The 24179-nt window shown below is 67.6% G+C and carries 20 protein-coding genes; 5 read left to right on the plus strand and 15 right to left on the minus strand.

Translation table 11 applies throughout. From position 1 onward, the window contains the following. Positions 1 to 75 precede the first annotated feature (75 nt). Together ABE422_RS08925 and ABE422_RS08930 are read left to right on the plus strand one after the other, a co-directional pair. Entirely contained in the window at positions 76 to 633 is a 558-nt protein-coding gene (locus ABE422_RS08925; protein WP_313210003.1) for a flavin reductase family protein, read from the plus strand. A gap of 31 nt (positions 634 to 664) precedes the next feature. Next, positions 665 to 2617 carry an acetyl-CoA hydrolase/transferase C-terminal domain-containing protein gene (locus tag ABE422_RS08930; RefSeq protein ID WP_346482836.1) on the plus strand — a complete coding sequence of 651 codons (1953 nt, stop codon included), beginning with the start codon at positions 665 to 667 and terminating at the stop codon, positions 2615 to 2617. Positions 2618 to 2819: 202 nt separating this feature from the next. Here the strand turns inward: ABE422_RS08930 and tkt are convergent, their stop codons facing one another. The 13 genes from tkt to ABE422_RS08995 all read right to left on the minus strand — a co-directional run bounded on the left by tkt (position 2820) and on the right by ABE422_RS08995 (position 18490). After that, positions 2820 to 4829 carry a transketolase gene (gene tkt, locus ABE422_RS08935; protein WP_313209998.1) on the minus strand — a complete coding sequence of 670 codons (2010 nt, stop codon included), beginning with the start codon at positions 4827 to 4829 and terminating at the stop codon, positions 2820 to 2822. Between the two features lie 150 nt (positions 4830 to 4979). After that, on the minus strand, positions 4980 to 6323 hold the full coding sequence (locus ABE422_RS08940) for a dicarboxylate/amino acid:cation symporter (RefSeq protein WP_152152534.1): 1344 nt from the start codon (positions 6321 to 6323) through the stop codon (positions 4980 to 4982). A 67-nt stretch (positions 6324 to 6390) separates the two neighbouring features. Further along, on the minus strand, positions 6391 to 8094 hold the full coding sequence (locus ABE422_RS08945) for a BatD family protein (RefSeq protein WP_346482837.1): 1704 nt from the start codon (positions 8092 to 8094) through the stop codon (positions 6391 to 6393). Further along, positions 8091 to 9839 (minus strand): VWA domain-containing protein, encoded by a 1749-nt coding sequence (locus ABE422_RS08950; RefSeq protein WP_346482838.1) that lies wholly within the window; start codon positions 9837 to 9839, stop codon positions 8091 to 8093. The genes ABE422_RS08945 and ABE422_RS08950 overlap by 4 nt, the downstream gene beginning before the upstream one ends. Beyond that, positions 9836 to 10834 (minus strand): VWA domain-containing protein, encoded by a 999-nt coding sequence (locus ABE422_RS08955; RefSeq protein ID WP_346464016.1) that lies wholly within the window; start codon positions 10832 to 10834, stop codon positions 9836 to 9838. Before ABE422_RS08955 ends, ABE422_RS08950 begins: the two co-directional genes overlap by 4 nt. Positions 10835 to 10839: 5 nt before the next feature. Continuing rightward, positions 10840 to 11301, minus strand: coding sequence for a DUF4381 domain-containing protein (locus ABE422_RS08960; RefSeq protein ID WP_346482839.1), 462 nt, complete (start codon positions 11299 to 11301; stop codon positions 10840 to 10842). After that, positions 11298 to 12221 carry a DUF58 domain-containing protein gene (locus tag ABE422_RS08965; RefSeq protein ID WP_346482840.1) on the minus strand — a complete coding sequence of 308 codons (924 nt, stop codon included), beginning with the start codon at positions 12219 to 12221 and terminating at the stop codon, positions 11298 to 11300. The genes ABE422_RS08960 and ABE422_RS08965 overlap by 4 nt, the downstream gene beginning before the upstream one ends. A 5-nt stretch (positions 12222 to 12226) precedes the next feature. Next, positions 12227 to 13249: a MoxR family ATPase gene (locus ABE422_RS08970; protein WP_346482841.1), complete on the minus strand. Its 1023-nt coding sequence runs from the start codon at positions 13247 to 13249 to the stop codon at positions 12227 to 12229. Positions 13250 to 13388: 139 nt separating this feature from the next. Next, positions 13389 to 15365 carry a type IV pilus secretin PilQ family protein gene (locus tag ABE422_RS08975; RefSeq protein WP_346482842.1) on the minus strand — a complete coding sequence of 659 codons (1977 nt, stop codon included), beginning with the start codon at positions 15363 to 15365 and terminating at the stop codon, positions 13389 to 13391. Positions 15366 to 15385: 20 nt separating this feature from the next. Further along, positions 15386 to 15880, minus strand: coding sequence for a pilus assembly protein PilP (locus tag ABE422_RS08980; protein WP_226956626.1), 495 nt, complete (start codon positions 15878 to 15880; stop codon positions 15386 to 15388). Between the two features lie 38 nt (positions 15881 to 15918). Then, complete coding sequence (locus tag ABE422_RS08985) at positions 15919 to 16593, minus strand: type 4a pilus biogenesis protein PilO (protein ID WP_346482843.1); 675 nt, start codon at positions 16591 to 16593, stop codon at positions 15919 to 15921. Further along, positions 16590 to 17432, minus strand: coding sequence for a PilN domain-containing protein (locus ABE422_RS08990; RefSeq protein WP_346482844.1), 843 nt, complete (start codon positions 17430 to 17432; stop codon positions 16590 to 16592). Before ABE422_RS08990 ends, ABE422_RS08985 begins: the two co-directional genes overlap by 4 nt. After that, on the minus strand, positions 17432 to 18490 hold the full coding sequence (locus ABE422_RS08995; protein WP_019183880.1) for a pilus assembly protein PilM: 1059 nt from the start codon (positions 18488 to 18490) through the stop codon (positions 17432 to 17434). The genes ABE422_RS08990 and ABE422_RS08995 overlap by 1 nt, the downstream gene beginning before the upstream one ends. Positions 18491 to 18713: 223 nt before the next feature. On the opposite strand from ABE422_RS08995, the gene ABE422_RS09000 reads away from it, so the two are divergent. Together ABE422_RS09000 and ABE422_RS09005 are read left to right on the plus strand one after the other, a co-directional pair. Then, complete coding sequence (locus tag ABE422_RS09000) at positions 18714 to 21143, plus strand: penicillin-binding protein 1A (protein ID WP_346482845.1); 2430 nt, start codon at positions 18714 to 18716, stop codon at positions 21141 to 21143. A gap of 165 nt (positions 21144 to 21308) precedes the next feature. Further along, positions 21309 to 21956: a hypothetical protein gene (locus ABE422_RS09005; RefSeq protein WP_313209970.1), complete on the plus strand. Its 648-nt coding sequence runs from the start codon at positions 21309 to 21311 to the stop codon at positions 21954 to 21956. A gap of 18 nt (positions 21957 to 21974) precedes the next feature. On the opposite strand, the gene ABE422_RS09010 is transcribed toward ABE422_RS09005, so the two are convergent. Further along, positions 21975 to 22742, minus strand: a complete 768-nt coding sequence (locus tag ABE422_RS09010; protein ID WP_346482846.1) for an alpha/beta hydrolase — start codon at positions 22740 to 22742, stop codon at positions 21975 to 21977. A 96-nt stretch (positions 22743 to 22838) separates the two neighbouring features. Here ABE422_RS09010 and ABE422_RS09015 point away from each other — a divergent pair, with 96 nt between their 5' ends. Next, positions 22839 to 23615, plus strand: a complete 777-nt coding sequence (locus ABE422_RS09015; protein ID WP_070471149.1) for a helix-turn-helix transcriptional regulator — start codon at positions 22839 to 22841, stop codon at positions 23613 to 23615. Positions 23616 to 23677: 62 nt separating this feature from the next. Here the strand turns inward: ABE422_RS09015 and ABE422_RS09020 are convergent, their stop codons facing one another. Next, the gene (locus tag ABE422_RS09020) at positions 23678 to 24043 is read right to left on the minus strand and encodes a NirD/YgiW/YdeI family stress tolerance protein (protein WP_070471146.1); all 366 of its coding nucleotides are present in this window, start codon (positions 24041 to 24043) and stop codon (positions 23678 to 23680) included. Between the last annotated feature and the right edge of the window lie 136 nt (positions 24044 to 24179).

Below are 24179 nucleotides of genomic sequence, written 5' to 3' on the forward strand. Positions count from 1 at the left end.
GCACGGGTGTCAACCCTTCGACAGCCGGTTCATGCAGCCACTGCCAGCATCGGCGCATGCCCCGCGGAGCCCTCGATGAGACGCTACCGAAAATTCGATTACCCAGTGGACGATGTGCGCCGCTTCCTGGAACCCGGCCCGGTCGTGCTGATCAGCTCGGCCTGGAAAGGCCAGCGCAACATCATGACGCTGGGCTGGCACATGGTGCTGGAGTTCACGCCCTCGCGCCTGGCGACCATGATTTCCACCGGCAACCACAGTTTCGAGCTGATCCGCCGCAGTGGCGAATGCGTCATCAATGTACCCACCGCAGAGATGCTCGATACGGTGATCGGCATCGGCAACAGCAGCGGCGTGGAGATCGACAAGTTCGCGCATTTCGGCCTGGACGCAGTGGCCGCCAGCGAGGTTGCCGCCCCCTTGATCGCCCAGTGCCACGCCAGTTTCGAATGCCGGCTGGCCGACCGCAGCCAGATCAAGAAGCACGGTCTCTTCATCTGGGAGGTGGTCAAAGCACATGTCGCACGCGCCCCGAAACTGCCGCGCACGGTGCATTACCGGGGCGATGGCCAGTTCATGCTTTCCGGCGATGAAGTCTCGCGTCGCCGTCTGTTCAAACCGGAAATGCTGTAATGACCCGCATGATTTCGCAGGATAGCGCCGCATGACCGAACACCTGACCGACCTGGACGCCGCCGTCGACTGGCTGCTGCAGCGGGTCGATGGCCCCCTGCGCATTGGCGCCCCGCTCGCCTTGGGCAAGCCGCACCGGCTGCTCAACGCGCTGTATGCCCGTGTGGAAAACGACGCCTCGCGGCCGCTGCAGCTTTACACCGCACTGTCACTGAACCCACCACGCGGCGGTGCCGGGCTGGAAGCACGCTTCATGAAACCGTTCGCCGAGCGTCATTTCGGTGAGGACTTTCCGCGGCTGGCCTACGCCGATGCAATGGTGCGCGACCAGCTGCCGGGGCATGTGCAGGTGGAAGAGTTCTACATGCAGTCCGGCGCATTGTTGAATTCCTCGCAGGCCCAGCGCAGCTACACCAGCCTCAACTACACGCACGCCGCCGATGCGGTGGCCCAGCGCGCGCCGCATGCGATCGTGCAGAAAGTGGCGATGCGCGCGAATGATCGGCGCCTGTCGCTGTCATGCAACAACGACATCACCCAGGACACGCTGGATGCGATGGTCGCGCGCGGGCTGCCACGCCCGCTGATGATCGCCGAGATCGATCCGCAGCTGCCCTATCTGGCCGGCTCGGCCACGGTGGATGTGTCGTTCTTCGATCTGGTGATCACGCCGCCGGGGCCGTACCCGGCGCTGTTCGGCCTGCCACGCCAACCGGTCAGCGATGCCGATTACGCCATCGGCCTGTACGCCAGCACGCTGGTGCGCGATGGCGGCACGCTGCAGATCGGCATCGGCACGCTGGCCGATGCGCTCAGCCATGCACTGGTGCTGCGGCATACCGACAACGCCCGCTACCGGCAGATCCTGCAGGCGCTGGATCCCGGCCTGGCCAGCCACCCGACCGTGCTGGAGTGCGGTGGCCTGGAGCCGTTCGAGATCGGTCTGTACGGCTGCAGCGAAATGCTCAACGAAGGCTTCCGCCGTCTGGTCCAGACCGGGGTGATCCGGCGCAAGGTGCATGACGATCTGGCCTTGTTGCAGCGGATCGAGAACGGCACCGCGTGGACCACCGACTACGCCACGCTCGAGGCCGAGGGCGAGTACCTGCACGGCGCGTTCTATCTGGGCTCGCCGGAGTTCTACCAGTGGCTGCGCGACCTGCCCGATGAGGAGCGCAGCGCGATCGGCATGCGCCGCATCAGTGAGATCAACCAGCTCTACGGCGGCGATGAAACGCTGGAGCGGATGCAGCGCCGCGATGCGCGCTTCTTCAACTCCTGCATGATGGCCACCGCGCTCGGCGCTGCGGTTTCCGATGCGCTGGAAGACGGCCGTGTGGTCTCCGGCGTGGGCGGCCAGTACAACTTCGTGGCGATGGCGCATGCCCTGCCCGGCGCCCGCAGCGCGCTGATCTTCCGCGCCACCCGCGAGGACAGGGGCGTCCTGCACTCCAACGTGCGCTGGAACTACGGCCACACCACGATCCCGCGGCACCTGCGCGATCTCTACATCAACGAGTACGGCATCGCCGACCTGCGCAACATGACCGACGAGGACTGCGTGATCGCGATGGCTGCGATCACCGATGCACAGTTCCAGGCCGCGTTGCTGGACAAGGCGAAGGCCTCGAAGAAACTGGCGACCGGCTTCACTCCGTCCGCCGATGGACAGCGCAACACGGCTGCGGCGGTCAGTGCGTCGCTGGCGCCGTTCCGCCAGTCCGGGCTGCTGCCGGATTATCCGCTGGGCAGCGATTTCACCGAGGTCGAGCAGCACCTGGTCAAGGCGCTGGGCTGGCTGAAGCAGAACACGCAGACGCCGATGGCCAAGCTGCGCACGGTGCTGTCAGCGGTAACGCAACCGGCCGGCGATGGGGATCAGGCCTATCTGCAGCGGATGGGGCTCGAAGCGCCGAAGACGTTCGGCGAACGCATCGAGGCGCGGCTGGTGAGGTTGGGATTGGCGCGCACTGCAGCCGGGTGATGTAGATCCACGCCATGCGTGGATGCGTGTTGATCACGCGTCAGCAATGGTCGAGGGGTACGCCAACAGCATCCACGCATGGCGTGGATCTACCCTCGATCAAGGATGCCGTGGTGTTTGCCCTTCAACAAACGAAAAGGCCGGCTTTCGCCGGCCTTCCGCTTGATGGCGCCGAGCATGGCTCGACGCTATCCAGCCGTCATCAGTTCGCCAGCTGCGCCTTGGCCGCAGCCACGACGTGCTCGGCGGTGATGCCGAAGTGCTTGTACAGCGCCTCCGCCGGGGCCGACGCACCGAAGGTGTCGATACCCACCACCGCACCGTCCAGGCCCACGTACTGGCGCCAGAAACCGGTGACACCGGCTTCCACGGCCACGCGGTTGCGCACGGCGTTGGGCAGCACGGACTCACGGTACGCCGCGTCCTGACGCTCGAAGACGTCGGTCGACGGCATCGACACCACGCGGGTCTTGATGCCGGCGGCATCCAGCTCCGCCTTGGCGGTCACGGCCAGGCCCACTTCCGAACCGGTGCCGATCAGGATCACGTCCGGCACGCCGCCTTCCGCATCGGCCAGCACATACCCACCGCGCGCGATCTGTGCGACCTGCTCGGTGCTGCGCGGCTGGTGCGGCAGGTTCTGGCGGCTGAACACCAGGCAGCTCGGGCCGTCGGTGCGGGTGATCGCCGACTTCCAGCTGACCGCCGATTCAACCGCATCGCACGGGCGCCACACATCGTTGTTCGGGATGTAGCGCAGCGAGGCCAGATGCTCCACCGGCTGGTGGGTCGGGCCGTCTTCGCCGAGGCCGATCGAATCGTGCGTGTACACGTGGATCGCGTGGGCCGGGATCAGCGCGCTCATGCGCACGCCGTTGCGGGCGTAATCGCTGAACACCAGGAAGGTGGCGTCGAACGGAATGAACCCGCCATGCAGGGCCAGGCCGTTGGCGATCGCGGTCATGCCGAACTCGCGCACGCCGTAGTACACGTAGTTGGCGTTCGGGTCATCGGTGGCGACCGACTTGCTGGCCTTCCACAGGGTCAGGTTGGAGTGCGCCAGATCGGCCGAACCGCCCACCAGTTCCGGCAGCAGCGGCGCGAACGCTTCGATCGCCAGCTGCGAGGCCTTGCGCGAGGCGATGGTCTGGCCATCGGCCTGGACCTGGGCGATGTAGGCATCGGCCTTGGCGATGAAGTCGGCCGGCAGCTCGCCGTGCGAACGACGGATCAGCTCCTCGGCTTCGGCCGGGAACTGCGCGGCGTACTTGTCGAACTGCTGTTCCCACTCGGCCTGGCGCAGGGTGCCGGTACCGCCGGCACGCCAGCCGGCGTAGATTTCCTCCGGAATCTCGAACGGGCCGTACGGCCAGCCCAGCTGCTTGCGGGTCGCGTCCAGCTCATCCTTGCCCAGCGGGGCGCCGTGGCTGGATTCCTTGCCGGCCTTGTTCGGCGAGCCGAAGCCGATGGTGGTGCGGCAGCAGATCAGGGTCGGCTTGTCGAACTGCGACAGCGCGCTGTCGATGGCGGCCTTGATGCTGTCCGGATCGTGGCCATCGACGCCGCGCACCACGTTCCAGCCATAGGCTTCGAAACGCTCGGGGGTGTTGTCGGTGAACCAGCCATCGGTGTTGCCATCGATGGAGATGTGGTTGTCATCCCAGAAGCAGACCAGCTTGGACAGGCCCCAGGTGCCGGCCAGCGAGGCGGCTTCATGCGAGATCCCTTCCATCAGGCAGCCATCGCCCAGGAACACCCAGGTGCGGTGGTCGACGATCTCGTGTTCCGGGCGGTTGTAGCGCTGAGCCAGCAGCTTCTCGGCCAGGGCGAAGCCCACGGCGTTGGCCAGACCCTGACCCAGCGGACCGGTGGTCGTCTCCACGCCGGGGGTTTCATGGTGTTCCGGGTGGCCGGCGGTCTTGCTGCCCAGCTGGCGGAACTGCTTGAGCTGCTCGATCGGCAGGTCGTAGCCGCTCAGGTGCAGCAGCGCGTACTGCAGCATCGAGCCGTGGCCGTTGGACAGCACGAAGCGGTCGCGGTTGAACCACTTGGGATTCTTGGGGTTGTGACGGAGATAGTCGTTCCAGAGCACTTCGGCGATGTCGGCCATGCCCATCGGCATGCCGGGATGACCGGACTTGGCGGTTTCGACCGCATCAGCGGCAAGGAAGCGGATGGCATTGGCCAACTGGCGGCGGGTAGGCTGCGTCATGGTTCTGTCGGAGTCGGGAGGCTCCCGCGGAGCTGCGGGCAGCCCATTGTCCCACAGGTGATCGGCGGGGTCAGGCCGGAGACAGGCCAGGCCCTTAACGACAACGCCCCGCACAAGGCGGGGCGTCGGGAACCCACAGCCTGCGCAGGCTCAGTCGCGCGGGGCCGGTGCCGGGGCCGGGGCCACCGCGGCCACGACCGGACCATCGTCCACTTCGCCCTTGGCCACCAGGGTGGTCAGGGCCAGATCGCCGGTGACGTTCAGCGCGGTACGGCACATGTCCAGGAAGTGGTTCACGCCCAGGATCAGGCCGATGCCCAGCGGGTTCACGCCGACCATGGCGCAGATCATGGCCACCACCGGCAGCGAGCCGGAGGGCACGCCGGCGGTGCCGATGCCGCCCAGGATGCAGACCGCCATGACCATGAACTGCTGGCCGATGCTCAGGTCCACGCCGAAGAACTGCGCCAGGAAGATCACCGTCACGCCCTCGAACAGCGCGGTGCCGTTCTGGTTGGCGGTGGCGCCAACGGTCAGCACGAAGCGCGAGACCTTCTGCGGCAGGCCCATCTGGTCGGCCACGCGCAGCGCGGTCGGCAGGGTGGCGTTGCTGGAGGCGGTGGAGAAGGCCATCACGGTGGCCTCCTGGGTGTCGCGGAAGAACGCCAGCGGCGAGCGCCCGGACAGCCACACGGCCACGCCGTAGGTCACCACCATATGCAGGCCGAGCGCCAGCACCACCACGCCCACGTAGGCACCCAGGCGGATGATCAGCTCGAAGCCGAACAGGGCGGCCAGGTTGAACATGAAGCAGGCCACCGCGTACGGGGCCAGGCGGATGACCAGGTTGATCAGGGTCATCGAGACTTCGAAGATGCCTTCGATGGCACGACGCAGCGGCGCCACCTTCTCTTCCGGCGAAAGCACCATGCCGATGCCGAACATCAGCGCGAAGAACATCAGCGACAGGATCGCGCTGTTGCTGGACGCGGCCTCGACCACATTGCCCGGCACGATCGACAGCAGCATGTCCATGCCCTTCGGCGTGCCATGGATACCGGCGACGATTTCCTTGCTGCGTTCGGCGTTCTCGGCCAGCATCTGCGCGGCCACGACCGGGTCCACGCCCACGCCGGGCTTGAGCACGTTGACCAGCACCAGGCCGATGCCCACGGCGATGCCGGACAGCACGATGGTGTAGGCCAGCGTCTTCCAGCCGATGCGGCCAAGGGCGCGGATGTCGCCCATCTCCGACACGCCCATGATCAGCGCCGAGAAGATCAGCGGCACGATCAGCATGAAGATCAGATTGAGGAACAGGCCCGAGGCCGGGGTGGTGATGTAATCCATCACCCACTTGGCACCGGTATGCAGGCCGTCGATGCTGCCACCGAGGGCATGGACGGTCAGCCCGAGGACCAGGCCGATGATGAAGCCAATGCCCATTTTCCAATGCAAAGGCAGTTTCTGCCGGGTCGTTGCGGCCTCAGTCATGGAGCGGCGTTCCTCGAAAAAATGAAATCAGCTTAGCAAAGCCGGCCGCCCTGACCGACACGCCTTTTTATGAATGCGCGGATGGGTACAACGGCGCGAGGCCATTGTTCTGCGCGGCCGCACGGGCCCGCCAGTGCGGTCCGTCATGGAAGGCGCGCCGCAGCGCCTGCCGTGCCTGGCCCACATCACCGCCCTGCCCGCCCCAGCGGACCGCCTGCATCTGGAGCAACGTGTCGCGCTGCTGGGGGTTGTCGAGGCGCTCCAGCACCTGCTCCAAGGTCTGCACGCCGCCCATGCCAGCCAGCACGGCGATGATCTCGTCCAGCCCACCCGCTTCCATCGCGCGGCGCAGGTCGGCACGCGTGTACGGGCTCCCGGACGGAGCGACCGGCACACCCGCTTCGGCACCGGGCACGGCGACAGGACGACCGCGTCGGCGCCAGCCCCAGACCAGGGTCAGCAGCCACAGCAGGGCCAGGCCCGCCGACAGCGCGATCCAGCCCCACGGCCGCGGCGTGCCCTGCGCCGGCGCCAGCTGCAGATCGGAGGAGGCCGCCGCCGGTTCGCCCGGCAGCGCCGAGGTGGTGTCCACCGGCAGCGCCGGCGCGGTACTGCCGGCCACCCCGGCAGCGATGTCCAGTGGCAGGTCCGGCAGGCTGGCACTGCGCGGCTGCCCGGCGGCCACATCCCACCACGCCATGCGCAGCCCCGGCACGGTCAGCGGCCCGGCCTGGCGCGGCACGATCGCAAAACGCCGGGTCAGCTTGAGCTGCGGGGTGTTGCCGTTGAAGGTTTCATCGAACTGCGGCGGCTCGGCGAACACCTGCGCGCCGGGGCCGACATCGGGCACGGGCAGCTCAGGGAACTGCGCCCTGGTCGCGCCGTCGGCCACGGCCTCCACCACGATCGTGGCCGCCTCACCGGCACGGCCGGTGGTGGGCGCTGCGGTGTAGCGCAGGCGCAGCCCGTGCAGCGGCAGCCACGGCTGCGGTGCAGAGGCGGGTTGCGCCTGGACCTGCAGCGTGCGCTCGGCCGATGCGGCACGCAGGCGGCCATCGCCGCCGAACATGTCATTGAAGAAGCCGCCCGCGCTGCGCCCGTTGAACTGCGCCGCCGGCAGCACCAGCGGCCCGCTGCGCTCGGGAATCAGCAGGAAGCGCCGTTCCACCACGTTGTAGCGGCGCCCATTGACCTCGCGCACCAGGGTGCGGTCATCGCCCACCCGCTGCAGCGAGGCGCCGGGCGGTGTATCGAGCACCAGTTCGCCACTGAGCAGTTGCGCGGCGTAGAACAGGCGCACCACCACGCCGACACTCTGCTGCACATAGGGCGTGGGATCGTCGACCTCGGTTTCGAGGAAGGCCGCGGCATCACCACGGGCGGCCGCGGGGGCGGACGCGCTGCCGGCGCCGACCTGCAGGGTCAGCGGCTGGGTGCGGCTGGTGCCCACCTGCAGCGCAGGAATCTGCAGGGTGCCGGTGCGCTTCGGGCTGAGCGCGACGGCATACAGCGCGCGCGAGGTCATCGCGCCGTTGCTCCACTGCACCTGGCGGCTGCTGGTCTGGCTGCTGAGATCGAAGTCGGCCCGCAGCGGGCCATAGTCCGGCGCGCCGCCGCCCGCATCGGATTCGATGTTGAGGGTGACGGTATCGCTGTCGGTGATCTGCTCGCGGTCGAGCCAGGCGCGGGTCTGCGCGTGCGCGGCCATGCTCGCGCACAGCAGCAGGGCAAGCCCGGCGCGCAACCAGCGCTGTATCGTGGAATGTGTCATCGCCCTTCCCGTTTCCTGCGTTCGTTTTCCAGCTGGAACTTGGCCCGCAGCAGGCTGCCGGGGTCATCCGGTACCCGCCGCATCCACGCCTCGACCGCCTGCTGCTGCTCACGCTGCTGCGGGGTGCCGCTGACCTGACCCTGCGCCTTGTCGTTGCCGTCGTTCTGCCCCTGGCGCTGCATCGCCTGCTGCATGCGCTCGCGCTGGGCCGCGTCAGCCTCGGCCTGCGCCTGGCTGTCGGCGGCCTGTGGCGACTTCCCGCCCTCGGATTGGCCATCCTTTGGATCACCGGATGCCGGCGGCGGTGACTGCCCCTGTTCGCCCTTGTCCTGCGGCGGCGAGGACTGACCGTCTTTACCCTGACCCGGGTTCTTGCCGGGATCGGGCGGGTCGGAGGGCGGCTTTTTCCCGTCCTTCTGATCGTTGTTCTGATCGTTGTTCTGTGGCGGCTTGCGCTTGCGGGCGGCATCGACGGCGGCGCGGTTGGCGACCGCATCGGCCATGCCCGGATGCTGCTTCAGCGCACGGTCGTAGGCCTCGATGGCGGCGTCGTACTGGCCCTGTCGCGCCAGCGCGTTGCCCAGGTTGTACCAGCCGGCATCCGTATCGATGCCCTCGAACTGCTGCTGCGCCGCCTTGAAGTCACCCTTGCGGTACGCATCCACACCGGTGGACAGGCGTTGCTGATCGACCTGGTCGGCGCGTTGCCACCACGTTCCCTCGGCGGCATGTGCCGTCGTCGGCAGCGCCATCGGCAGCGCCGCCATCATCACCAGCACGGCCAGCGCGCCGCGCCGCCGGAAGGCGAACAGGGCCAGCAGCATCAGCGGTGGCAACAGCCAGAACCCTTCATCGCGCCACGTGCGGCCCTGCCCTTCGCGGCTGTCATCGGCACTGACCCGCGGGGTCAATACGTCCAGCGCCGCGAGATCCTTGTCATCGGAGGCGATACGCGCATAGCGGCCGCCGCCACGGCTGGCGACACCCCGCAGCGTGCCCTCCTCCAGCCGCGCCGGCACGATCTGACCCTCGCCGTTGCGGTAGGCCGCGCCCTCCGGCGTACCCAGCCCGAGCACGGAGACCACGAAGCCCTGCGCGCGTGCCGAGGCAGCGGCCTGTTCGGCATCCGCATCGGCGCGATCGGTGAGCAGGAGAATGTCGCCACCGCGTGCGCCGGATTGCTGCAGCAGCTTCACCGCCGTCTCCAGCGCACGGTCGGCACGCTGGCCATCGCGCGGCATCACGTCCGGCGCCAGCGCATCCAGATACAGCGCGACATTGGCCATGTCGTCGGTCAGCGGCGCCACGGTGTAGGCATCGTCGGCGTAGACGAGCAGCGCGACTTCGCCGCCCTGGCGCTCGCGCAGCAGCGTGGCCAGCTTGGCGCGCGCCTGCAGCAGGCGCGACGGTGGCAGATCGGTCGCGGTCACCCGCGAAGAGAGATCCAGCGCGACCACCAGCGGCGACGGCGTCTGCCACAACGGCTGTGCGACCTGTCGCCATGAAGGGCCGGCCAGCGCCACGATGGCGGTCGCCGTGCCAAGCAGCAGCAGGATCAACCCGCCCCAGGCGCGACGGTCGCGGCCGACCAGCAGATGGCGCAGCAGATGCGCATCCACCGTCTGACGCCAGACATTGGCGCGACGGCGACGCAGCCACCAGATCGCGACCAGCAGCGGCAGCACGAGCAGCGCCCACAAGGCATCGGGGCGGACAAAATGCAGGGCGTTCCAGCTCGCGCTCATGTCCAGCGCCTCGGCAACAACCCCGCCAAGCCGGCCAGCAGCAACGCCAGTGCCAGCGGCGGGGCGTAGCGTTCGATCCGCGGCCGCACCGCCGGGCCCGCCGATTTGACCGGCTCCAGCCGTTCCAGCTCGGCATAGATGCCGGCCAGCTCATCGGTATTGCGCGCACGGAACGAGCGGCCGCCGGTGAGCTCGGCAATCTTGTTCAGGGTTGCTTCGTCGACCGGGTCTTCGCCGGGAGCGATCTGCACGCCAAACAGGCTGATGCCCCCGTCGCCGCCGAAGGCCACTGTATAGACGCGCACACCTTCGGCCTGGGCCAGCTCGGCCGCGCGCAGCGGTTCAAGCACGCCGGCATTGCTGACCCCGTCGGTGAGCAGGATCAGCACGCGCTGCCCTTCCGGCTGTTCGCGCAGGCGTTTGACCGCCAGCGCGATCGCATCGCCGATCGCGGTCTCGCGCCCGGCCAGGCCGACCACGCTGTCGCGCAGCTGGTCACGCACGCTGGTGAGGTCGGCCGTCAACGGGGTCAGCGTGTAGGCACGCTCACCGAAGATCAGCAGGCCGACACGATCGCCCACACGGCGATCGAGGAAATCGGCGAGCACGGCCTTGGCCGCGGTCAGCCGCTCGACCACCTGATTGCCAAGCATCATGTCCGCTTCGCTCATGCTGCCGGAGACGTCCACCGCCAGCATCATCTGCCGGCCCTGCTGTGGCGGCGTCACCGCTTCGCCCAGCTGCTGCGGTCGCGCGGCGGCCACGCACAGGCAGGCCCACGCCAGCCATAGCAGCGCGCGCCCCAGTCGTGGCCCGGCACCGCCCGAGGCAGCCCCGAGCGACTGCAGCTGATCGGCCGCATACGGCACCCGCAACGCGGCCCCCGCCCCGGGCCGCGATGGCCACCAGTGCATCAGGATCGGCAAGGGCAGCGCCCACAACATCCACGGCCACGCCAGGCTGTCCACCCAGGTCAACCACGTGGGCATCGTCATCGCGATCATCGGCGCCGCTCCGTCAGCAACGACAGATAACGGCGGCGGGCCAGCACGCGCAGCCGCTGCACCGCCTCGGCATCCACGCTCGGTCGATAGCCACCATCGAGCAGCAGCGCACCATCGCCCTCGGAAAACGCCCGGCTGTTCTTCTCATCCAGGAACGCGAGCCACGCGTCGCCCTGCAGACGTTCCGCCCCGGGCTGGGACTGACGTGCCGCGCGGCGCAACAGCTCGGCGATCGCCGCCACCTCCAGCACCGGCGAACCGGCCTGGGCCACCTGTGCATCGAACAGCGCCAGCCAGCGCTGGCGCGCGCGCCGTTGGCGCCAGTGCCAGACCCAGATTCCCGCCACCACCAGCACGATCGCGCCGAACACCAGCCACCAGCCCGGCGCGGGCGGCCACCAGGGCGGTGACGGCGGCAGCTGCACATCGCGCAACGGCAGCGATGCGGCGGCGCTCATGCCACCACCGCCGTCGGCAAGGGGCTGAGCCAGCTGTCGCTGGCATCGTCGGTGGCCACCACATGCACCTGGATGCGCCGAGCCGCCAAGCGGTTCTGCAGCGCTTCCGGAGGCGCAACGAAGCGTTCGCGCCAGTGCTCACGCACCGCGGCGCTACCCAGATCCAGCAGCACGCGACGCCCCTGCGAAAGAAACGGCAGCGCATCGGCCGGCGGTGCCAGCTCCAGCGGATCGACCAGCAGCATCACCACCACCTCGTGGTGCATGGCCAATGCGGCCCAGCGTGCGCTGCTGATGGTGGCGGCGCGCGCCGGATCGGCCAGCACCACCACACGGGCACCGGGGCGCAGCAGACGTGCCGCCTGCTCCAGCGCCCGATCCAGGCCGGCGTCCTCGGCAGGCGGTTCGGCATACCAGCGGGTCAGGGCGTCAAGCACGCGCAATACACCGCGGGTGCCGCCGGCCGGTGCGATCGGCGGCTCCTGGGTGCTGCCACGCACCGCAGCCAGGCGGTCGCCCTGGCGCTGCGCCAACCACGCCGCAACCGCACCGACGCGCGCGGCCTGCACGGATTTGAAGCGGACCCGGGTGCCGAAATACAGCACCGGATCGGTATCGGCGACCAGCAGCGTCAAGCGTTCGCGCTCGGCCTGAAAGAGTTTGGTATGCGCGCGCCCGGTACGCGCGGTGACGCGCCAGTCGATATGCCGCGCGTCATCGCCCGGCACATAGTCGCGAGACTCGGCGTATTCCATCCCACGCCCGCGCGCGGGCGACGGCGCACTGCCGGCGTGACCCAGACGGCCACGCCGCGCCGGCGGCGCGCGGTGCGCACTGCGGCGCAATGCCACCAGCTCGGCCAGACGCGGCCGCAGGCCATCGCCTTCAAGCGGCGTGGCCGTATGCACGGGCGTATCCATCGCGCTCAGGGCGCCGGCACGCGGGCCAGCAGCTCGGCGACCAGGCGCTCGCCATCCCAGCCTTCGGCGGTGGCTTCATAGCTGGGCAGCACGCGGTGCCGCAGCACGTCGGGCGCAACGTTGCGCACGTCTTCCGGGGTGACGAAGTCGCGGCCGGCCAACCAGGCCCGGGCGCGGGCGCAGCGCTCCAGCGCGATCGAGCCACGGGGGCTCGCGCCCCACGCGATGCGCCGGGCCAGCGCCGGGTCGTAACGCGCGGCATCGCGCGAGGCCAGCACGATCTCGATGAGATAGCGCTCCAGCGCGGGCGCGACATGCAACGAGAGCACGGCCTTGCGAGCGGCGAACACATCGCTCAACGGCATGCGGGCGGGCGCGGCGGCCGGGGTGGACAGCGCTTCGCGCGCACGCTCGCGGGCCAGGCGCAGGATTTCGGTTTCCGCCTCCGAATCCGGATAACCGATCCTTACATGCATCAGGAAGCGGTCGAGCTGGGCTTCGGGCAGCGGGAAGGTGCCCTCCTGCTCGATCGGGTTCTGCGTGGCCATCACCAGGAACAGCGACGGCAGCGGATAGGTATGGCGGCCGACGGTGACCTGGCGTTCGCCCATCGCTTCAAGCAGCGCGGACTGCACCTTGGCCGGGGCACGGTTGATTTCGTCGGCAAGCAGGATCGGATGGAAGATCGGACCGGGCACGAATTCGAAGCGGCCTTCCTGCGAGCGCCAGATCTCGGTACCGGTCAGATCGGCCGGGAGCAGATCCGGGGTGAACTGCACGCGTGAGAAATCCGCATCGAGCCGGGCGGCCAGCGCACGGATCGCGGTGGTCTTGGCCAGGCCGGGGGCACCCTCGACCAGCAGGTGACCATCGGCCAGCAATGCGGTCAGCAGGCGCTCGACGAGCGCGCTCTGGCCGACGATCTCGGAGGACAGGCCGTCGCGCAGCGCGCGGAAGGCCTCATGCAGGCGGTCGTGCTCCACCGGAGCGGGCGTGGGGGTATCGGGCATGGGGGGCGGCAGATTCATGGCATCCATGTGACCTCCACGGTGGGCAGAGGTTCCATCGCCATGATGGCAGGACAGCGCCGGTTACGACATCAAGATTGGCTGAACGCAGAAAGGGCCGCACGGGGCGGCCCTTTCGTCATTGCAGCAGCGGCGCGGCTCAGTTGACGGCCGGATTGGCCTTGGCCACGCGCAGCACCTTCGGGGTCACGAACACCAGCAGTTCGGCCTTGTCCTTGTTGCGGCTGCGCTTCTTGAACAGATTGCCCAGGAACGGCACGTCGCCCAGGAACGGCACCTTGTTGATGCTGGTGCGGTCGGTGAACTCGTACACGCCACCGATCACCACGGTCTGGCCGTCGTCCACCAGCACCGCGGTATTCACTTCGCGGCGGTTGATGGTCGGGACCTGGCCATAGCCTGCCAGCAGGATGTAGCTCTCCACTTCATCCTTCTTGACCGCCATGTTGAGGAACACACGGTTGTCGTTGGTGATGGTCGGGGTGACCTTCAACTCCAGCACCACTTCCTTGAACTGGACGTTGGGCTGGGCCGCGGCGCCGGCCGCACCACCACCGCTGATGGTGACGTAGCCGATTTCCTTACCCTGCTTGATCACCGCTTCGCGCTGGTTGGTGGTCACCACGCGCGGGTTGGAGATGACTTCGCCGCGCGATTCGGCCTGCATCGCCGAGAGCTCCACATCCAGCAGGTAACCGGCATTGAGGATCGACAGCGCCAGCGAACCGGGGTTGTTGATCGCCGCCACCGGCAGGTTCCAGTTCAGGCCTTCGGCGAACTTGGTCGCACCACGCACCGGGATCGCGCCGGTGCGGCCACCGGCCACCCACTCGTTGATCGCCTTCTGGTACTCGGTGTCCTTGGTGCCGCGGTCGTTGATGTTGTTGTGGTTCTGATCGGTGTTGGCCCCGAAGAACACGTCCTGGCGGCTGCCGCTGATGCCGAACTTGGCGCCGAGTTCACGCGCGAAGGTATCGGTGGCGATCACGATCCGGCTTTCGATCAGCACCTGGTCGACCGGACGGTCGATCACGCTGATGAGCTCACGCATGCGCGCGATCTTCTTCGGAATGTCGCTGATCATCAGGGTGTTGGTGCGCTCGTCGGCCACGATACGGCCGCGCGAGGACAGGAACCCGCTGTCTTCCTGCGAGCTGCCACCACTGCCACCGCTGCCGCCGCCGATACCCTTGGCTTCGGTCAGCGCTTTGAAGATCGCCCCGGCGTTGTGGTAGTTGATCTGCACGTAATCGGTGACCAGATCCTCGCGGTTCTCGATCGCGATGCGCGCGTCTTCCTTGTCCTGCTCGAACTTGGCCAGTTCCGGCTGCGGTGCCACCCAGATCACGCCGCCATCGCGACGCTTGTCCAGGCCCTTGGCCCGCAGCACGATGTCCAGCGCCTGGTCCCACGGCACGTTGATCAGGCGCAGGGTCACGTTGCCCTGCACGCTGTCGGAGGCGACCACGTTGAGGTTGGATTCCTCCGCGACCAGCTGCAGCACGGTGCGAACCGGCACGTCCTGGAAGTTGAAGGTGACCGGCTTGCCGCTGTAGCCGCGCTGGCCCAGGGCCGCCGCGGCCTGACTGACCGAGCTGGCAGTGACCGCGCCCGTCGCCGGGGCGGCCTGGCGCGGGCTGATCTCGACCACGTATTCGTTGCCGCTCTGGTAGGCCAGCGACTCGAACGCGGTGTTGGTGTTGAGCACCAGCTGCGTGCCGCCGCCATACGGCTTGGGATCGATGCGCTGCACGGGCGTGGCGAAGTCGGTCACGTTGATCGACTTCTGCAGGTTTTCCGGCAGGCGTGCGTTGCCGACGTCGATCACGACGCTGTTGCCCTGGCTGCGCAGATCCGGGCTCGCGCCCTGGCCATCGAACTGCAGGATCAGCCGGCCGGCGCCATCGTCGCCGCGCTTGAAGTCGATCTTGGACACCGACAGCGAGGCCGGCGCGGTCGCCGGCGCGGTGGTGGCCGCCGGTTTGGGCACTGCGCCGCTGGGCGTGGCCGCCATCAGCGTGCCGTTGGCCACCATGAGCGCGACTCCCAGCGCGCACAGGTGAAGCAACTTCTGGCGCCGGACGGAACGCAGCCGCATGGCGTTGGAAAAGGTCATCGTGCTATCCCCATAATCATTCATTGATCTTCAAGCGCGAGCGTTGCCGGCCGTTCCAGCCAGCCACCCGCGCCATCCGGCACCAGTTCAATCAGCTCAATCCGGTCCTCGAAGACCCCGGTCACCCGCCCGTCGCTCTGCCCCAGATAGACGCCCGGACGCACCCGATAGGTGACTTTGTCCGGTGCCATCACCAGCACGACGAGTCCGCCCCCACGGCCGATCGAACCCACCATGTCCAGGCTGTCCAGCGGGAAATCTTCCAGCGGCTCCTTGCGGCGGTTCGGATCCGGACGCAGCCCCGATCCCCCTTGCGGATTGGTCCAGGCGTCGGTGAACGGGTCGCGCATCCCCTGCGCGGAATATTCAAACGTCTCGAACTGCTGCATCACCGGCAGCGGCTCAAGCGGCGGTGCCGGACGTGCACGCACGTCGGCCACCCACTTCTCCAGGTTCGGTGCATCGCCGGGCGTACTGGTCACGCCGCGTGCGCAGCCGGCCAGCAGTACCACCATCAACAGACCACCTACCCGTGCGGTCGACGTCAGAGGGCTCATTTCCGGCCTCCCTTCGCAGCCGTTTCTTTCTCGGCGGCGGCCTTCTCCTGGGCTTCCATCTCCACGTCATCCAGGTAACGGTAGGTCTTGACCGTTCCGGACAACTCCAGCGCACCGCTGCGGGCGGTGATGCCGGTCTTGGGATCCTTCGGCTTCAGGTTGATGTCGTGCATGGTCAGGATGACCACACGCGGCAACGAGGCCACACCACTGACGAACGCGCCGAACTGGTGGTAACTGCCCACCATGCGCAGGGCGATCGGCTTTTCGGCGTAGAACTCCTTGGGCTGCTCCGCACCGGGCTGGAACAACTCGTTGGACAGGCCGCTGGACAACGCGGTCTGGGAGATGTCGATGATCAGATCAGGCATCTCGGTCTTGCTGGGCAGCTGGCGCAGCATCTGCTGCAGCACCTGCTCCATCTGGGTCAGCTGCTGCTTGAGCGGCTCCAGATTGACCGCGCGGCCCTGTTCCTTTTCGAACTCGGTGCGCAGCTGGGTCTCGGTGCTTTCCAGCGACGCGAGCTCATCGCGCTTGCCGCTGATCAGCAGGAACCAGGCCATGATCACGATGAACAGCGCCAACAGCGCGCAGAACACGACCTTGGCCTTCTGCGGCCAATTGCCGATGTTGTTGAAGTCCAGCTCTTTGAGGTTGATCTTCTGGCTCATGCGGCGGCCCCCTTCTGGGCCGGGGCCGGCGCCGCCGGTTGTGCAGGTTGTGCAGGTTGCGCGGAGGGCGTGGGCGGCACGATGCGGCTGTTGCCGGCCGGCGGGGCCGGATCAGCAGCATCGGGCGAGGCCGGTGCGTTGGGCGCCGGGGCCGGCGACAACGGGGCCACCGGCGGAACCGGGGTAGCGCCCGGCGGTGCCGGATCGGCGGTCGGCTCGATCACGCTGCCATCGGCGGCCAGCTCGGTAACGCTGCTCTGGGCCGGCAGATTGACCTTGACCACGAACATGTACGGCAGCGACTTGATGTCCGCCACCGGGCTGCTGGCGGCACCGGCCCTGTCACGCTCCGGCGCCTTGGCCTCGATGATCGACAGCTCCGGATTGGTCATCCAGCCCGAGCTTTCCAGGTTGCGCATGTAAGCACTGACACGGGCATTGGACTGGGTGCGGCCTTCCAGCGTCAGCACGTCGCCCTCCTGCTTGAGCGTGGTCAGCACCACCCCATCGGGGATGGTCCGGACCAGCGCATCGAACAGGTGCACCATCTGCGAGCGCTTGGCCTGCAGTTCCTCGATCACGGCCTTGCGCGCCAGCAGGCGGTCCTTCTGGCGGTCCAGGCGCTCGATCTCCTTGTTCTGCTCCTTGACCTTCTCGATCTCGGCCTGCAGGAAGGTGTTGCGATCGCTCTGCCCGCTGACCTGACGGTCGTAGTAGAACCAGATCAACAGCGACAGCAGCAACCCACCGATGGCGGCGGCACCGAGCATGGCGTAGAAGTCGCGCTGGCGTTGCTTGCGCCGCTCGGCGCGCCAGGGCAATAAATTGATGCGCGCCATCAGTCAAAGCTCCTCAGCGCCAGACCGGTGGCGATCATCAGCGCCGGAGCATCCTGGGCCAGGGCATGTGCCTGCACCTTCGGGCCGAGCGTCATCTGTGCCAGCGGGTTGGCCACCACGGTGGCCACGCCCAGCTGCTCTTCCACCATGTCCGGCAGGCCGGTCAGGGCTGCGCAGCCCCCGGCGAGCACGATGTGATCGACCCGGTTGAACTCGCTGCCGGCATAGAAGAACTGCAGCAGACGGCTGATCTGCTGGACCGTGGCTTCCTTGAACGGCTCGAGCACTTCCATCTCGTAGCTTTCCGGCAACCCGCCCTGGCGCTTGGCCAGCCCGGCTTCTTCGTAGGTCAGCCCATACCGGCGCATCACTTCGTCGGTCAGCTGCTTGCCGCCGAATACCTGCTCGCGGCTGTACAGGCTGCGGCCACCGCGCAGGACGTTCAGGGTGGTCATGGTGGCGCCGATGTCCACCAGCGCGACCACGCCATCACTGGCCACCGGCAGCTCGCTGGCGACCAGGGCAAAGGCGTTCTCGACCGCGAAGGCCTCCACGTCCATGACCCGTGCCACCAGCCCGCCCAGTTCCAGCGCGGACTGGCGCAGCTCGACGTTCTCTGAACGCGAGGCGGCCAACAGCACCTGGACCATTTCCGGGTTGTTCGGAATCGCACCCAGCACTTCGAAATCGAGGTTCACTTCCTCGATCGGGTACGGGATGTAGTTGACCGCTTCGAGCTCGACCTGGGCTTCCATGTCGTTCTCGTCCAGATCGGCAGGCATCGGGATCAGCTTGGTGATCACGGCCGAGCCGGCCACGGCGGCGGCGGCGTGCCGTGCCTTGGTTCCAGAGCGGTTCACGGCGCGTCGAATGGCCTCCCCGACCGCTTCGACCTCCACGATGTTCTTTTCCACGACCGCATTCGGCGGAAGTGGTTCCACGGCGTAATGTTCCACGCGGAAACGATTGCCGCTGCGGGATAACTGCAACAGCTTTACTGCAGTCGAGCTGATATCGACGCCGATAAGAGGCGACTGGCTTTTTGGGATAAGCCCCACGGTTTCTCCCCTGCCGATGGGCACTTGGACGCAGAACCTGCGACCGCGCATTAATAACGTTTTTTTTGCAAATCGCAACCGTCAAGCTGTAAAACGAGCACTACGGCTCGTTTCACGCGTCCCCAGACGGTGATCGACTGCTCTCCCCGGGAACACCCCCAGCCGTTCCCTTGCGTAATCTATACTCTGCGACCACGAAATTCGCAATCGGAATCTGTCACTGATGACACGTCTTCGCCGTTGGCTGCGCTGGATGCTGGTCGCGTTCCTGGTCCTGGCATTGATCGGCGCCGCGGTTGCCGGTGGCCTGTATTACGCCGTCTCCTCCAAGCTCCCGGACGTGCAGACCCTGCGCGACGTGGAGATGCAGGAGCCCATGTACGTCTATGCCAGCGATGGCAAGTTGATGGCGGTGTTCGGGGAAACCCGGCGCACCCCCATCACCATGAAGGACGTCCCCGAGCGCCTCAAGCAGGCGTTCCTCGCCACCGAGGATGCCCGCTTCTACGAGCATGGCGGCGTGGACTACAAGGGCATCGGCCGCGCGGTCTGGCTGCTGGCCACCACCAATGACAGGCGCGTGCCCGGTGGCTCGACCATCACCCAGCAGGTCGCCCGCCAGTTCTTCCTGAGCTCGGAATACAGCTACACCCGCAAGCTGGCCGAGATCCTGCTGGCACGCAAGATCGAGAGCGAGCTGAGCAAGGACGAGATCTTCGAGCTGTACCTGAACAAGAGTTTCTTCGGCAACCGCGCCTACGGCGTGGCCGCCGCGGCCGAGTTCTATTACGGCAAGAAGCTGGGGGAGCTGGACCTGGATGAGATGGCCTCGCTGGCCGGCATCCCCAAGTTCCCCTCCTCGGGCAACCCGATCAGCAATCCCGAACGTGCCCGCGAGCGCCGTGACTTCTATGTGCTGCAGCGCATGGCCAGCCTGGGCTTCGTCTCCCAGGCCGAGGCCGACGCGGCCAAGGCCGTGCCGATGCATGCCACCGCGCACGAGCCGCCGGTGCAGGTCGAAGCGCCCTACGTGGCCGAGCTGGTGCGCCAGGAAATGATCGCCCGCTTCGGCGGCGACGTGGTCAACAAGGGTTACCACGTGACCACCACGATCAACGCCGAGCTGCAGACCGCGGCCAACCTGTCGGTGCGCGATGGCCTGCTGGCCTACGACCACCGCCACGGCTGGCACGGCGTGGAGCAGCACGTGGAGGTGCCGGCCGATGCCGATGCCGCCGCGCTGGCCACCAAGCTGTCCGGCATTCCGGCACAGACCGGCCTGCTGCCGGCGATCGTGGCAGCCACCGCTGCCGATGGCAGCGCGACCGTGGTGCTGGGCAACCGCAGCGAAGTGGTGCTGCCGGCCAGCGCCGCCCGCTGGACCAACAAGACGCCGGCCAAGCTGGTCACCCGCGGCGACATCGTGCGCGTGCGCGCCGGCGAGAAGGAAGGCGAGTGGCTGCTCGACCAGATCCCGCGCGGCCAGGCCGCGCTGGTCTCGCTGGACGCTGAAAACGGCGCACTGAAGGCACTGGTGGGCGGCTTCAGCTTCTCCGGCAACAAGTTCAACCGTGCCACCCAGGCGCGTCGCCAGCCGGGCTCGAGTTTCAAGCCCTTCATCTACGCGGCCGCCTTCGACAAGGGCTTCAACCCGGCCTCGATCGTGCTCGATGCGCCGGTCGTGTTCCGCGACCGCCGCGGCAAGACCTGGTCGCCGCAGAACGACGGCGGCGGTTTCCGCGGCCCGATGCGCCTGCGTGAAGCGCTGGTGCAGTCGCGCAACCTGGTCTCGGTGCGGCTGCTCGATGGCATGGGCGTGGATTACGCGCGCAAGTACATCAGCGAGTTCGGCTTCGCCGAGGCCGAGCTGCCGCCGAACCTGTCGATGTCGCTGGGCACCGCATCGCTGACGCCGCTCTCGGTGGCCCGCGGTTACGCGGTGTTCGCCAACGGCGGCTCGCGCGTGGACACCTGGCTGATCGACCGGGTGACCGACCGCGACGGCGTGGAAGTCTTCAAGGAAAACCCGGCCATCGCCTGCCGCGACTGCGCCGGCACCAGCGGGGTGCCGGTCAGCCAGGTGGTGGATGGCTTCAACTTCGGCTCCGCGCCGGCGGCCAATGCCGCGCCGGCCAAGCCGCAGCAGGCTACGTCCACCGCCGCCACCGAAACGCCGGTGCCGGTGAACCCGGATGCCAAGGTCGCCCCGCGCGCGATCGATGCGCGTACCGCATACCAGCTCAACTCGATGATGCGCGACGTGGTCCAGCGCGGCACCGGCACCGCGGCCAAGGTGCTCGGCCGCGAGGACGTCGGCGGCAAGACCGGCTCGACCAACGATCACCGTGATGCGTGGTTCTCCGGTTTCGGTGGCCCCTACGCGACCACGGTGTGGGTCGGCCGCGACGACTTCCGCTCGCTCGGCTACCGCGAGTACGGCGGCCGCGCCGCCCTGCCGATCTGGATCGAGTACATGCGCGTTGCGCTCAAGGACACCCCGATCGCGCAGAACGAGCCGCCCTCGGGCATGGTCCAGGCCACCCTCAACGGCGCAACCGAGTGGGTCAAGGTGGAGGACATGGAGAAGCTGGAGGAGTACGACTTCAACAGCCATGCGCCGCAGGCCGACGACGCCGCGTTCGATATCTTCTGACCGCATGCGCCGGGTCCGCCCGGCGTCCCATCGCCCCGGTAGAGCCACCCCATGGGTGGCTGCACGCAAGCCCTGATCGCAGGCACAGCCACCCATGGGGTGGCTCTACCCGCCTGTCACATCGCCGGTGTACATTGCCGTGCAGGTCGCCAAGGAGTATCGGTCATGCATCGAGCCCGCCAGCATGCAGCCACGCAGACCCGTGAGCGCCGCCACCAGCTGGCGCACGAAGCCGCCCGGCTGATGGCCGAGGGCGGCATCCGCGACTATCACCAGGCCAAGCTCAAGGCCGCCACCCGGCTCGGCATCCACGATGATGCCTCCCTGCCCCGCAACACCGAGATCGAAGATGCCCTGCGCGAGTACCAGCGCCTGTTCGCCGGTGCCGACCATGGCGCGCAGTTGCGCCAGCGCCGCGAGGCCGCCCTGCGGGCGATGGACTTTCTGCAGGGTTTCTCACCCCGCCTGTGTGGCCCGGTACTGGAAGGCACCGCAGACGCCAACAGCCCCGTGCAGCTGCAGGTGCACAGCGACGATGCCGATGCCGTGCAGCGCTATCTCGATGAGCACGGCATTCCGGCCGAATCACGGACGCGCCGGCTGCGGCTGGACCGCGAGCGCAGCCTGGATGCGCCGGTCTGGGTGTTCAGCGCCGAAGACCTGACCTTCGACATCGCCGTGCTGCCGTATGACGGCCTGCGCCAGCCGCCACTGTCGGCGATCGACGAGAAGCCGATGCGGCGCGCGTCGGCCACGCAGCTGCGTGAGCTGCTGGCGGACGGCGAGATCGAGGGTTATCTGGGCGGTCGCTGAAACGACGCCCGGCCTCCTTCAGGCCTCGGCGAACTTGACCAGAAAGCGCTCGATCGCCGCGACCAGGGCCAGCGGCGTTTCGTTCATCGGGTAGTGACCCGCATTCTCCAGCACCTCCAGGGTCGCCTGCCGATAGCGGTGCAGGTAGGTCCTGTCCATGAGGGCCGCGTTGAACACGGGATCATGCTCACCGATCAGCACCTTCACCGGATGTCGGCCGATGATCTCCATGCTGAAGTCCGTGTCCGCCCAGGCCGGGAGGTACGCCGCGAATGCCTCCGGCGACGCGTGCGCCATCGAGTACTGCGCCTTCCAGTCCAGCCACGCGGCGGGCAACCGCCCTCCGGTGCTGCGATCGATGATGCCCCGACGGATGCTCACGCTGCCTGCGGCCGCTTCAAGCACCTGCCGCGCGGGCGAATCGTAGGCGATGCCACCGCACGGCACGGGTGCCACGGCGACCAGCGCGCGCACGCGATCCGGGGCGAGCACCGCGATCCGCTCGATGGCCATGCCACCCATCGAATGCCCGACCAGGCTGAAGGTCGGGATGCCCAGCGTGTCGGCCAAGGTCAGCGCGTCATTGGCGATCTCGTCGATCGTGTAGTCACCGGGCACCCCGCGCATGCCACCGTAGCCGCGGCAATCCATGAAGAGGTAGCTGAACGCCTCGCCGGACAGCCATGGCTCGATCGGTTCGAAGGCGTGGGCGTCACCAAACCAGCCATGCAGGACCAGGACAGGATGGGCGCCAGTGCCGACGCGATGAAAGGTAGTAGTGGGCATGGCTGCACCGTGCGGACGTGAGGTCGGGCCGCGATGTTAGGTCGACTGCGCGTGGCCCGCCGTCGATATCAGGCCGATGGCGATAGAATCCGGGCCATGCGCAATACCCTGCTCGATCCCTTTGAAGATCTACCTCGCGCCGTGGTGGTCACCGCCAACGACTACGCCGCCGGATCCGTCTTCCCCGATCACGCGCACCGGCGCGGTCAGTTCGCGTTTGCCTCGCGCGGCACCATCAGCCTCACCACACCCGAGGGACGCTGGCTGGTACCACCGCAGCGTGCCTGCTGGGTGCCCGCAGGCGTCGCCCACGCCATGGCGATGCGTGGCCCGGTCACGATGCTCAATGTGTTCGTGGCAGCGGACGAAGTGGCGGCGGTCCGGTTGCCTGCGCGCTGCGGCGTGTATGCCGTATCGGCGCTGCTGCGGCACCTGATGGACGATGCGGTCGACCTGCCGGCGATGTACGACCTGGACGGTCGCGGCGGTCGGCTGATGCAGCTGCTGGTCGCGGAGATCGCCGCGATGCCACGCCTGTCACTGCATGCACCGCTGCCCCGCGACCCGCGCCTTGTGCGCACCTGCCAGCAGCTGTTCGATGCGCCCTCGATCGCCGCCTCGCTCGATGAGGTCGCCGCCGAGGCGGGCATGAGCCGGCGCACGTTCACCCGCCAGTTCCGCGCGGACACCGGGGTGGGCTTTGCCGAATGGCGCCAGCAGGTCTGCCTGCTCGCCGCGATCGAACGCCTGGGTGCCGGGCAGCCGGTTACGCGGATCGCACTGGATCTGGGATACGCCAGCCCAAGCGCGTTTTCGTCGGCGTTCCGCCGCGTGCTGGGGGAGTCGCCCAGCCGTTACGCGGAAGCACGCTGACGATCACCATGCGCTGAACGCCAAACGCCCCGCAATGCGGGGCATCCGACGGTGCAGGAAAATCAGCGCGTGCCGATGATCCGCACATGCTCCACATCGATATCGGTGGGCTTGAAGCGATGCGTATCGACTTCTCCCTGCAGCTCCACCACGGTCGTCGCGCTGACGGGCTGCCGGTCGGGCAGATCCTTGTCATCGATCTCGACGTCGATCTCGCCGGTGGCATCCTTGAAGCGATAGCGTTCGTGGCCGATCTTGGCGATCAGCGTGCCCTGCAGTACGACGGGCTGGTCATCGCGCTGGTCGCGGGCTTCAGCGACGGTTGTGACCGCGCTGGTCGCGCCAGGGCCGGTGTACTGGGCATGTGCGCCGGCGCTGACCACGCTCAGCGGTGCGGCGATGAGGACTACGGCGATCAGACGATTCATGAGGGACTCCATGGGCGTGAGGATGACCGCCAAGGTTGTACCTCGATCGAAGTGAGGCCCATGCAAGAAGTACGAAAAGAGGTGACCGGCGGCGCCCAAAAAAAACGCCCCGCAGTGCGGGGCGTTTTCATCACAA

Origin of the sequence: Stenotrophomonas sp. TWI1151, from assembly GCF_039673135.1 — a bacterium.
GTDB lineage: Bacteria > Pseudomonadota > Gammaproteobacteria > Xanthomonadales > Xanthomonadaceae > Stenotrophomonas.

Coding starts and splice junctions, on each gene's coding strand:
- ABE422_RS08980 (WP_226956626.1), bottom strand. CDS start 15,880: ATGGTGGTACTGCTGGCCGGCTGCGCACGCGGCGTGACCAGTACGCCC.
- ABE422_RS08970 (WP_346482841.1), bottom strand. CDS start 13,249: ATGAATCTGCCGCCCCCCATGCCCGATACCCCCACGCCCGCTCCGGTG.
- ABE422_RS08940 (WP_152152534.1), bottom strand. CDS start 6,323: ATGACTGAGGCCGCAACGACCCGGCAGAAACTGCCTTTGCATTGGAAA.
- ABE422_RS08965 (WP_346482840.1), bottom strand. CDS start 12,221: ATGGATACGCCCGTGCATACGGCCACGCCGCTTGAAGGCGATGGCCTG.
- ABE422_RS09020 (WP_070471146.1), bottom strand. CDS start 24,043: ATGAATCGTCTGATCGCCGTAGTCCTCATCGCCGCACCGCTGAGCGTG.
- ABE422_RS08950 (WP_346482838.1), bottom strand. CDS start 9,839: ATGAGCGCGAGCTGGAACGCCCTGCATTTTGTCCGCCCCGATGCCTTG.
- tkt (WP_313209998.1), bottom strand. CDS start 4,829: ATGACGCAGCCTACCCGCCGCCAGTTGGCCAATGCCATCCGCTTCCTT.
- ABE422_RS08955 (WP_346464016.1), bottom strand. CDS start 10,834: ATGACGATGCCCACGTGGTTGACCTGGGTGGACAGCCTGGCGTGGCCG.
- ABE422_RS09000 (WP_346482845.1), top strand. CDS start 18,714: ATGACACGTCTTCGCCGTTGGCTGCGCTGGATGCTGGTCGCGTTCCTG.
- ABE422_RS08975 (WP_346482842.1), bottom strand. CDS start 15,365: ATGACCTTTTCCAACGCCATGCGGCTGCGTTCCGTCCGGCGCCAGAAG.
- ABE422_RS08990 (WP_346482844.1), bottom strand. CDS start 17,432: ATGGCGCGCATCAATTTATTGCCCTGGCGCGCCGAGCGGCGCAAGCAA.
- ABE422_RS08930 (WP_346482836.1), top strand. CDS start 665: ATGACCGAACACCTGACCGACCTGGACGCCGCCGTCGACTGGCTGCTG.
- ABE422_RS09005 (WP_313209970.1), top strand. CDS start 21,309: ATGCATCGAGCCCGCCAGCATGCAGCCACGCAGACCCGTGAGCGCCGC.
- ABE422_RS08960 (WP_346482839.1), bottom strand. CDS start 11,301: ATGAGCGCCGCCGCATCGCTGCCGTTGCGCGATGTGCAGCTGCCGCCG.
- ABE422_RS09010 (WP_346482846.1), bottom strand. CDS start 22,742: ATGCCCACTACTACCTTTCATCGCGTCGGCACTGGCGCCCATCCTGTC.
- ABE422_RS09015 (WP_070471149.1), top strand. CDS start 22,839: ATGCGCAATACCCTGCTCGATCCCTTTGAAGATCTACCTCGCGCCGTG.
- ABE422_RS08985 (WP_346482843.1), bottom strand. CDS start 16,593: ATGAGCCAGAAGATCAACCTCAAAGAGCTGGACTTCAACAACATCGGC.
- ABE422_RS08945 (WP_346482837.1), bottom strand. CDS start 8,094: ATGACACATTCCACGATACAGCGCTGGTTGCGCGCCGGGCTTGCCCTG.
- ABE422_RS08925 (WP_313210003.1), top strand. CDS start 76: ATGAGACGCTACCGAAAATTCGATTACCCAGTGGACGATGTGCGCCGC.